This window comes from Pseudomonas sp. SDO55104_S430, assembly GCF_054070595.1.
In genome coordinates this window covers 1-9279 of record NZ_JBSVXG010000222.1, presented here as the reverse complement: position 1 = coordinate 9279, position 9279 = coordinate 1, and the positions used below count along the sequence as shown (strand labels likewise).

Annotated in this window: 9 protein-coding genes; 5 read left to right on the top strand and 4 right to left on the bottom strand. The window is 61.2% G+C overall.

Annotated features, from left to right (window positions below):
* Positions 1 to 159 precede the first annotated feature (159 nt).
* Together ACW9JE_RS25505 and ACW9JE_RS25500 are read right to left on the bottom strand one after the other, a co-directional pair.
* Entirely contained in the window at positions 160 to 555 is a 396-nt protein-coding gene (locus ACW9JE_RS25505) for a YbaN family protein (RefSeq protein WP_175378406.1), read from the bottom strand.
* Positions 556 to 565: 10 nt separating this feature from the next.
* Positions 566 to 1153, bottom strand: a complete 588-nt coding sequence (locus tag ACW9JE_RS25500) for a UPF0149 family protein (protein WP_224541436.1) — start codon at positions 1151 to 1153, stop codon at positions 566 to 568.
* 399 nt (positions 1154 to 1552) lie between these two features.
* Between ACW9JE_RS25500 and recQ the strand changes: the two genes are divergently transcribed.
* The 4 genes from recQ (at position 1553) to ACW9JE_RS25480 (ending at position 6539) form a co-directional block, all read left to right on the top strand.
* Positions 1553 to 3679 carry a DNA helicase RecQ gene (recQ, locus tag ACW9JE_RS25495; protein WP_457434310.1) on the top strand — a complete coding sequence of 709 codons (2127 nt, stop codon included), beginning with the start codon at positions 1553 to 1555 and terminating at the stop codon, positions 3677 to 3679.
* A gap of 131 nt (positions 3680 to 3810) precedes the next feature.
* Positions 3811 to 4245 carry a MarR family transcriptional regulator gene (locus ACW9JE_RS25490; RefSeq protein WP_457434309.1) on the top strand — a complete coding sequence of 145 codons (435 nt, stop codon included), beginning with the start codon at positions 3811 to 3813 and terminating at the stop codon, positions 4243 to 4245.
* Positions 4246 to 4372: 127 nt separating this feature from the next.
* A complete protein-coding gene (locus ACW9JE_RS25485) occupies positions 4373 to 6073 on the top strand; it encodes a FimV/HubP family polar landmark protein (protein WP_457434308.1) in 1701 nt (566 codons plus the stop codon).
* Between the two features lie 166 nt (positions 6074 to 6239).
* A complete protein-coding gene (locus ACW9JE_RS25480) occupies positions 6240 to 6539 on the top strand; it encodes a SelT/SelW/SelH family protein (protein WP_457434307.1) in 300 nt (99 codons plus the stop codon).
* Here the strand turns inward: ACW9JE_RS25480 and ACW9JE_RS25475 are convergent.
* Positions 6536 to 7429: a DMT family transporter gene (locus tag ACW9JE_RS25475; RefSeq protein WP_457434306.1), complete on the bottom strand. Its 894-nt coding sequence runs from the start codon at positions 7427 to 7429 to the stop codon at positions 6536 to 6538. The two genes, ACW9JE_RS25480 and ACW9JE_RS25475, sit on opposite strands and share 4 nt — an antisense overlap.
* A gap of 66 nt (positions 7430 to 7495) precedes the next feature.
* Positions 7496 to 8260: a helix-turn-helix transcriptional regulator gene (locus tag ACW9JE_RS25470; RefSeq protein WP_224541451.1), complete on the bottom strand. Its 765-nt coding sequence runs from the start codon at positions 8258 to 8260 to the stop codon at positions 7496 to 7498.
* A 146-nt stretch (positions 8261 to 8406) separates the two neighbouring features.
* Here ACW9JE_RS25470 and ACW9JE_RS25465 point away from each other — a divergent pair, with 146 nt between their 5' ends.
* Complete coding sequence (locus tag ACW9JE_RS25465) at positions 8407 to 9222, top strand: UDP-2,3-diacylglucosamine diphosphatase (protein WP_224541452.1); 816 nt, start codon at positions 8407 to 8409, stop codon at positions 9220 to 9222.
* Positions 9223 to 9279: the final 57 nt, after the last annotated feature.

The window sequence follows — 9279 nt, the reverse complement described above, 5'->3', positions numbered from 1 at the left end:
GGAGCGAGGGAATGCCGAGCCACAGCGAGGCACCGTACGTCAGGGGATAAAAGCGCTTGGTTACTTGGCGCTTTTCCAAGTAACCCGCTGTAAGAGCGGAACCATAAGTAGCCGTTACCGAAGAAACGGATCTACCCCCAATCCCACCCCCAAAAAACCTCAGGACTTACGCAAAGTCTTCTGCCGAAGAATATAAACCGTCACCAACACCGCACTGGTCAACATGAACCCCCGCGCCCAAGGCATCGGCACCAGATAGCAGGAAAACAGAATACTCACCCACATCAACCCAATGGCATACACCTTGCCCTTGAGCGGAATCCCATTGCCATCCAGATAATCGCGGATCCACGGCCCGAGACGAGGGTGATGCACCAGCCAGTGGTAGAAGCGCGGCGAACTGCGGGCAAAGCAGGCAGCGGCCAGCAACAGGAAAGGGGTGGTGGGCAGTACCGGCAGGAAAATCCCGATCACCCCCAGCACTACGCTCAGCCAGCCGATGGCCAGCAGCACGTAGCGCAACATCAGGGGGCGGTTGCCTATGGGGTTGTCCATAGGCGGGACCTTAGTGGTGACGAGGCTTGAGGATCGCCGGTTTTTCGTCCGGTGCGTTGCACAGCAGGTACAGAGCAGTCAGGGCTTCCGGGATTTGCACGATCATGTCGTCCATCAGGTTGGCGTCGGCGGCAATGTCGGAGAACTCCGGCTGCTCGTCGAACAGACCCGAACCGACCATGATCGGCAGCAGCATTTCGCTGACTTCGTCTTCGGCGGTTTCGAACCAGGCTTCTTCGCGCAGGAACACGCCTTCCATGAAACCGATGCACCAGCCGCGCAGGTCGGAATCGTCGGGGTCTTCGCCCAGGTCCAGGTCGCAAGGCAGTTCGAACTCTTCATCGGAAGCCAGCTGGCGCGCGATGTGAGCCTTGAGGGCCAGCAGGGTGGATTCGATCGCTTCACGCTCGGTGTCGTCGGCGTAATGCGGTTCTTCGGCGAAGAGCGCGTCGATCCACTCACGGTCCGGAACGGTTTCGGAACAGATCGACAGGGCGGTGAGGTAGCCGTGGGCGGCCACGTAGTCCAGAGCCTCGTCATGCAGTTCATCGGCGTCGAGGAAGACTTGCAGGCGGGTAAGTTGCTCAGCGAAGGACATTAAAGGGCTACCTTGGGGAATGTGCGATGCGGGAATTCTAGGCCTTCTTGAGCGCCGGGGCCAGCCGCGCGGCATATTTGCTGCCCCGAGAGCGTAATCCCTGTGGGAGCGAGCCTGCTCGCGATGACGCAGGTGCAGTCAATGGCGCGCCGGCTGGTAGTACACCATCGCGAGCAGGCTCGCTCCCACAGGTTTTGCATCCAATTGTCTTGCGCATGTCTTCTCAGCGGCACCCTTTGCACAGGAGCGCTCGGGTATACTCGCGCGTTTTGTGATGCCCTGCCGGCTTCACGGCTGGAATGTGAAGCCTTATGTAATGCGCACTTACGATTCGACGGTGCAGCGTTGCCGGTTCTGAACCAGCCTTGCAGGGATGTTTCGTAGATTTTTGGAGTTTTTATGCTCGAACAGGCTCAACGCGTCCTCAAGGACATCTTCGGCTACGACAGTTTCCGTGGCCGTCAGGGTGCAATCATTGAGCGCGTGGCCAGTGGCGGCGATGCCCTGGTGCTGATGCCTACCGGTGGCGGCAAATCCCTGTGCTTCCAGGTCCCGGCGCTGTTGCGCGAAGGCCTGGCGGTGGTGGTTTCGCCGCTGATCGCCTTGATGGACGATCAGGTCGCCACCCTCGAAGAGCTGGGCGTGGCCGCCGCCGCCTTGAACTCCACCTTGAGCGCCGAACAGCAGCGCGACCTGGCCGCGCGCATCCGCCGCGGCGAAGTGAAAATGCTCTACCTCGCCCCGGAACGCCTGGTCCAGCCGCGGATGATGTCCTTCCTGCAGGGCCTGAACATCGCCCTGTTCGCCATCGACGAGGCTCACTGCGTATCGCAATGGGGCCACGACTTCCGCCCGGAATACCTGCAACTGGGTCAACTGGCGGAAATGTTCCCCGATGTGCCGCGCATCGCCCTGACCGCCACCGCCGACAAGCGGACCCGCGAAGAAATCGTCACCCGCCTGCACCTGCAGAACGCCGAGCGTTTCCTGTCGAGCTTCGACCGGCCGAACATTTTTTACCGCATCGTGCCCAAGGAACAGCCGCGCAAGCAGTTGCTGGCGTTCCTCGCCGAGCGCCGCGGCGATGCGGGCATCGTCTATTGCCTGTCGCGCAAGAAAGTCGAGGAAGTCGCGGCGTTCCTCACCGAGCAGGGCTTCCCGGCGCTGCCTTACCACGCCGGCCTGCCCAACGATCTGCGTGCCTACCACCAGAAGCGCTTCCTCAACGAGGAAGGCCTGATCATGGTGGCGACCGTGGCGTTCGGCATGGGCATCGACAAACCCAACGTGCGCTTCGTCGCGCACCTCGACCTGCCAAAATCACTCGAGGCCTATTACCAGGAAACCGGTCGCGGCGGTCGTGACGGTCTGCCGGCGGATGCCTGGATGGCCTACGGCCTGCAAGACGTGGTGATGCTCAAGCAGATGCTGCAGAACTCCGAAGGTGACGAGCGCCACAAACGTCTGGAGCAGCACAAGCTCGACGCCATGCTCTCGCTGTGTGAAGAGACCCGCTGCCGTCGTCAGGCGCTGCTGGCCTATTTCGACGAGGAAATGCCCGAGCCTTGCGGTCACTGCGACAACTGCGTCGATGGCGTGCAGACCTGGGATGCCACCGAGCCCGCGCGCCAGGCGTTGTCGGCGATCTTCCGCACCGGTCAGCGCTACGGCGTCGGCCATCTGGTGGATGTATTGCTCGGCAAGGACAACGAGAAGGTGCGCAGCTTCGGCCATCAGCACCTTTCGGTCTACGGCGTCGGGAAAGCCTTGGGGGAAAGTGAATGGCGTTCGTTGTTCCGCCAGTTGGTGGCTCGCGGTCTGGCGGACGTTGATCACGAAGGCTACGGCGGTCTGCGGCTGAGCGACACTTGCCGACCGCTGCTCAAGGGCGAAGTGAGCCTGGAACTGCGCCGCGATCTCAAGGCACAGACCACCGCCAAAACCAGCAAGAGCCAGGCCAGCCAGCTGGTGCGCGGCGAGGAGCGCGAACAGTGGGAAGCCTTGCGTGCACTGCGTCGCAAACTCGCCGAAGAACATGGCGTGCCGCCGTACGTCATCTTCCCCGATTCGACCTTGCTGGAAATGCTGCGCAGCCAGCCGACCTCGCTTGCGGAAATGGCCCGGGTCAGCGGCGTCGGCGCCCGCAAGCTGGAGCGCTATGGCGAGGCGTTCCTGGAAGTGCTCGGTGGCCAGGTCGAAGCGCCGAAGCCGGTGGCCGACCTGCGCCACGAACTGATCACCCTGGCCCGTGCCGGCATGACACCGCTGCAGATCGCCGGACAGTTGCAATGCTCGGAAAAGAACGTCTACACCATGCTCGCCGAAGCCATCGGCCAGCAGCAATTGTCGCTGGAGCAGGCGCTGGATCTGCCGGAAGACTTGCTGGGTGAAGTTCAGGATGCGTTTCTGGACGGCGAAGGCGAATTGCCATCGGTTACGGAGATTTCCGAACTCTTTGCCGGTCGAGTGCCGGAAGGCGTTTTGTACTGCGTCCGGGCCGCCCTACAGTCGGAATTCGAGATTTAAGCTACTGTTTTTGAACGCGGAATCGCTGATGTAACGATTCAGTACAGAACAGGCCTTGCTACTGCATCTGGCTCATGCTTAGCTGACTAATAATTAGTAATTCTTTATTTCAGTCTAATCATGAGTGTTTTATGCCGTTAACCGATCAACACCGCTTTGGCATGCAATTGGCCCAGATGTCGCGAGGCTGGCGTGCCGAACTGGACCGCCGTCTCGCGGGCCTTGGTTTGTCCCAGGCTCGCTGGCTGGTGCTGCTGCACCTGGCGCGTTTCGATGAAGCCCCCACCCAACGTGAACTGGCGCAGAGTGTCGGTGTAGAAGGCCCGACCCTGGCCCGGTTGCTCGACAGCCTGGAAAGCCAGGGGCTGGTGCAACGTCAGGCGGTTCTTGAAGACCGCCGTGCGAAGAAGATCGTCCTCTGCACCCCGGCCCGTCCCCTAATCGATCAGATCGAAACCATTGCCAATCAATTACGCCACGAATTGTTCGAGGGCGTCGATGAGGCAGATCTGAAAATCTGCATGCGCGTCCATGCGCACATTCTCGGCAATCTGGAAAAATCTTGATGCAGTGCCCAACTTCGATTTTTTGAGTTAGTGCGTTGAGCGGACTATAAGAACTACCAGGCAATATCGTGTTCGTACTGGATATGCGAACACGCGCAAGCTGGTTCTTGTTATCTAAGGGATGCTCATGCTCGAAAGTCGGCGGGTTGTTGTACGGTGTTGTGCCAGGTGGATGCTGGCCGGTACCGCTGTCTGTTGGTCGGCGTTGGCGCCGGCGCTGGGTCTGGGTGAAATCACCCTGCATTCGGCGCTGAACCAGCCATTGCGTGCCGACATTGCCCTGGTGGATGTCGGCGGGCTGGAGGAGGGCGAGCTGTCGGTCATGCTGGCGACGGCGGACGAATTCAGCCGCGCGGGTGTCGAGCGGGTGTTTTTCCTCAATGACCTGACGTTCACGCCTGTGCTGCGGGGCAACCGCAACTGGATTCAGGTCACCTCGAGCAAACCGGTCAATGAACCCTTTCTGAATTTTCTCGTGCAGGTCAATCAACCCAACGGCCGGTTGCTGCGCGAGTACACGGTATTGATCGATCCACCGGGTTCCCCGGGGATCGTGCCAGCCACTGATGAGCTGGTGCCCAGTCGTACCGACTCTGCCTTTCCAAAAGTCCAGCCTGCTGCCGCGCCGAAGCCTGTGTCGGCGCAATCCTTGCCACCACCTGCCGTAGCACCCGTGCCTGATCCGCTCGCCGAGCAACTGGCGGACAGCGTGCTGCAGAATCAGCAGTTGCAGGCCACCATCGATCAACTCAACCAGAAAATTCAGGCTCAGGACGAGCAGATCGCCGCTGAAAGGAAGCAGACCGCCGAACTGCAAACCCGGCTGGCGGAAATCAAGCAGGCACCACCGCAACCCGCGGCGCCTGTTGCAGTGACCCCGGCGCCAGTGGTGGTGGAGGAGCCGGGTATCAATTGGTTGTTGGTGGGCGGCTTGTTGCTGCTGATTGCGCTGGGATTGCTGGTTGTATGGAATCGTCGGCGGCAACGGGCCCCGGTAATGCTCGATGTGGCTGCCACACAGCCACCGCGTCATGAACCGTTGGTCAGCCCCGCAGCAGAACCGCTCAGCCAGGATCCGGCGCTGCAAACGACCCACGTACACCCCGAAGAGACACCCGCCAGTGAAGTACTGGAAGCGGTGGCGGTCTACCTGACATACGGTCGCTATGCTGAAGCCATCAGCCTGTTGCGCGAGGCGATCGACAAGGACCCGCAACGCACCGATCTTGCGCTGCAATTGCTGGAGGTACTTGGCAGGCAGGGCGATGTGGCGGCCTATGATGCGCAGGAAGCCAGCCTGCGCAATGCGGGGTTCGATGAGCAAACGCTTCATGAAATCCGCTCACGCCACCCGAAAATCGAGCCAGTGGTGCCGGCTGCCGTTGCGTTACCGGTGGTCGCGCCTTTCGTTCCGGCCCCGGAACCCGAACCCGACCCCGCACCCGCGGACGAGTACCAGTTGAATCTGGATGAGCTGTCGATGGATACCCAGTGGGACTTGGGGCCGATGGAGGACTCACCGGTGTCTGACCTGCATTCGAACGAGCCGCCGCTGCCCGAGCCGGAAATCGAATGGGAAATCGAGCCCGCCTCGCGATCCCTGGACGACAGCTTTCTCGACGAATTCAGGGACAGTCCGTCGCTGGAACTCGAACCGCTGAGCCTGGAACCGACCGATCCCGAGAGTGCCGGCAAACTGGAACAGGCTCAGACCTGCATCGACGACGGCGACCTGGACAGCGCCATCCAACTGCTCAACGAGTTGCTCAAAGAGGCTGATGAGCCGATGAAGCAGACGGCTCGCAGCTTGCTGGCTGGTATCCGCTAACACCACGCCCCCTGTAGGAGCGAGCATGCTCGCGATGGTCGTCAACGATAACGCGGGAAACCTGATGCCCCGCGGTGTCCAGTCGTTCATCGCGAGCGTGCTCGCTCCTACAGGGTTCAGCACAGGGTTATGATGGCCGCGCCCTTCGGCCAAGAGACAGACCTTCATGACCGCTCAAAAACCTGAAATCACCATCACCTATTGCACCCAGTGCCAATGGCTGCTGCGCGCCGCCTGGCTCGCACAGGAACTGCTCAGCACCTTTGGCGATGACCTCGGCAAGGTATCCCTGGTGCCCGGCACCGGCGGGGTCTTCCATATTTTCTGTGACGACGTGCAGATCTGGGAACGCAAGGCCGACGGTGGTTTCCCGGAAGCCAAGGTACTCAAGCAGCGGGTTCGCGACCGTATCGATCCGGATCGAGATCTCGGTCATAACGATCGAACTCACTATGACGGGGCTTAGTGAGAAGCGGCTTCGGCGGCGACGGCTTTCTTGCTTGAACTGCCGGATAGCCTGCTGGACACCACGATCGCAACGATGATCAACGCGCCGCCCAGCAGCATGCGCAGGGTCGGTTGTTCATTGAACAGCAACCAGGCAATGGTGATGCCATACACCGGCTCCAGGGCGAAGACCACGGCAGCGGTCCGCGCCTTGATCACCGCCAGACTGGCGACGAACAGGCTGTGGGCGACGCCTGTGCAGAACACCCCGAGCAGGGCGATCCACAACCAATCCAGGGCGCGCACTTCGCTCAACTGCGGCGCAGCCATCGGCAGCAGGCACAGGGCAACCACCACGTTCTGACATAGTGCGGCCTGCACCGGCGCAATGCGTGCCGAGCTGGCGCGATTGGCCAGCGACAGCAGGGAAAACAGCAGACCGGATGCAATCGCCCAGAGCAGACCGGTCGTGGCGCCGCTGGCAAGATCGAAGTCCGGCGTCACCAGCACCAGCCCGATACTCACCAACGTCACCAGGACTATTTCATTGGCGCGGATCCGCTCACGGAAAATCAGCCCTTCGAGAATTACGGTGAACGCCGGGAAGCTGGCAAACCCCAGGGTGGCGATGGCTACGCCTCCAACCTTTACTGCAACGAAGAAACTCACCCAGTGACCGGCCAGCAACAAACCGCTGAGCAGCAGCCGTCGCCAGTCCACCGCTTCAAGTTTTTGCCAGCGGGTATTGCTGGCGAATCGGGCAAAGAACGCCAGCGCCAGCACTGCGAACGCCGCCCGCCCGAAGACGATGATGGTCGGGGACGCGGCCGCGAGTTTGCCGAACACGCCGGTCAGGCCGAACATCAATGCGCCGATATGCAGGGCGCCCAGGGCGGTACGGGGAGTCATGGCAATCCTTAACGACAAACAAAAATGTATTGGACCGCACTACGAACGGTCGTGTCTGTCGCCGGACTATCGACTTTTGTCGCCAGCCTCGCGCCGCAACGCCCCAGGCGAGGCACCGAACTCGCGCAACACTGCCGCAGAAAACGCGCTTTGGGAGCTGTAACCGACGCGCAAGGCGATTTCGCCAATAGGCAGAGGTGAATCGCGCAGCAATTGCACGGCCTTGTGCAGACGTCGGCTGCGGATGTAATCCATCGGTGTCTGGCCGCATTCGGCAACGAAGCGCGCATGCAGGCGGGCGCTGGAAAGGCCGGCCACCTGGGCCAGGTCGGCGACCTGCAGCGGGTAGGCGGCGTACTGGTCGATGTGCGCATTCAGCGCGGCATAGGGCAGGCGCCGACCGCCAACGCTGTCGGGTCGGGCGTTGTTGAGACTGGCCAGCAGCAGTACGGCACCTTGTTGCGCAATCAGCGGATCAGCGACGTCGCTGTTGGCCAGCCAGTTGACCAACTGGCTCTGCCCGGCGTCCAGCGACAAGCGGCCTGCGGTGTCGAGCAAGCGCCGACTGGCCTCGGCGTGATCGCCCAAAGATTGGCCAAGCCATTGATCGTCGGGCACGTCCAGCACCAGACAGCGGCTGCCATTGGCACTGCCGCAGGCGTGATGGAAACCAGAAGGAATCACCACGAAACTCTGCTGGACCACCTGACTGCCACGCCCGTCCACCTCGAAATCCAGCGCACCCGACAGCCCGAACACCATTTGCGCGTGCTCGTGGCTGTGGACGATCAGGTCTTCGGTGTACTGGCGCAGTGTGAGGATCGGCCTCATCGCGGCTCTCTTGGCAGTTTTGATGAGCAAGCCCGCAGTCTACACCGACGTGGCGGGGCGCGCGTTGTCACAGGACTGACTTGCGCTTGTCATGGGCGATTAATCCGATGGGCGCAAGCTTTGCAAAACATGTCTGAGGGTTGCCCATGACCAGCGCCGAGCTCGCCAAACCCACCCGTAAGCAGCGTGTGCGGACCCTGTGGATTTCCGACGTGCACCTGGGCACGCGCGATTGCCAGGCCGAGCACTTGTCGCAGTTCCTCAAGGGGTATCACGCGGACAAAATCTACCTGGTCGGCGACATCATCGACGGCTGGAAACTGCGCGGCGGCATGTACTGGCCCCAGGCGCACACCAACGTGATCCGCCGTCTGCTGACCATGAGCAAGCGCGGTACCGAAGTGATCTACGTCACCGGCAACCACGACGAATTCCTGCGCCGTTATTCCAAGCTGATCCTGGGCAACATCCAGCTGGTGGACGAGGCGGTGCATGTGACCGCCGATGGCCGGCATCTGCTGGTGATCCACGGCGACCAGTTCGACGTTATTACCCGCTATCACCGGTGGCTGGCGTTTCTCGGCGACTCGGCCTACGAATTCACCCTGACCCTCAACCGCTGGCTCAACCACTGGCGCGCCCGCTATGGCTACGGCTACTGGTCGCTGTCGGCCTACCTCAAGCACAAGGTGAAAACCGCGGTCAGCTTCATCAGCGACTTCGAAGAAGCCATCGCCCATGAATGCGTCAAGCGCGAACTGCACGGCGTGGTTTGCGGGCACATCCACCATGCCGAGATTCGCAAGGTCGGCGGGGTGGATTACCTGAACTGCGGCGATTGGGTGGAGTCGTGCACGGCGCTGATCGAGCATTGGGATGGCACGATCGAGTTGTACCGGTTGGCCGATGCGCAGGCGCGGGAGGCGCAGTTGAAAGCGGTGAAGGTTGCGGAACCGGCATAGACAGATCCGACGTCTTCGCGGGCAAGCCTCGCTCCTACAGGTTTCACAATCTCTGTA

Coding starts and splice junctions, on each gene's coding strand:
- ACW9JE_RS25505 (WP_175378406.1), bottom strand. CDS start 555: ATGGACAACCCCATAGGCAACCGCCCCCTGATGTTGCGCTACGTGCTG.
- ACW9JE_RS25500 (WP_224541436.1), bottom strand. CDS start 1,153: ATGTCCTTCGCTGAGCAACTTACCCGCCTGCAAGTCTTCCTCGACGCC.
- recQ (WP_457434310.1), top strand. CDS start 1,553: ATGCTCGAACAGGCTCAACGCGTCCTCAAGGACATCTTCGGCTACGAC.
- ACW9JE_RS25490 (WP_457434309.1), top strand. CDS start 3,811: ATGCCGTTAACCGATCAACACCGCTTTGGCATGCAATTGGCCCAGATG.
- ACW9JE_RS25485 (WP_457434308.1), top strand. CDS start 4,373: ATGCTCGAAAGTCGGCGGGTTGTTGTACGGTGTTGTGCCAGGTGGATG.
- ACW9JE_RS25480 (WP_457434307.1), top strand. CDS start 6,240: ATGACCGCTCAAAAACCTGAAATCACCATCACCTATTGCACCCAGTGC.
- ACW9JE_RS25475 (WP_457434306.1), bottom strand. CDS start 7,429: ATGACTCCCCGTACCGCCCTGGGCGCCCTGCATATCGGCGCATTGATG.
- ACW9JE_RS25470 (WP_224541451.1), bottom strand. CDS start 8,260: ATGAGGCCGATCCTCACACTGCGCCAGTACACCGAAGACCTGATCGTC.
- ACW9JE_RS25465 (WP_224541452.1), top strand. CDS start 8,407: ATGACCAGCGCCGAGCTCGCCAAACCCACCCGTAAGCAGCGTGTGCGG.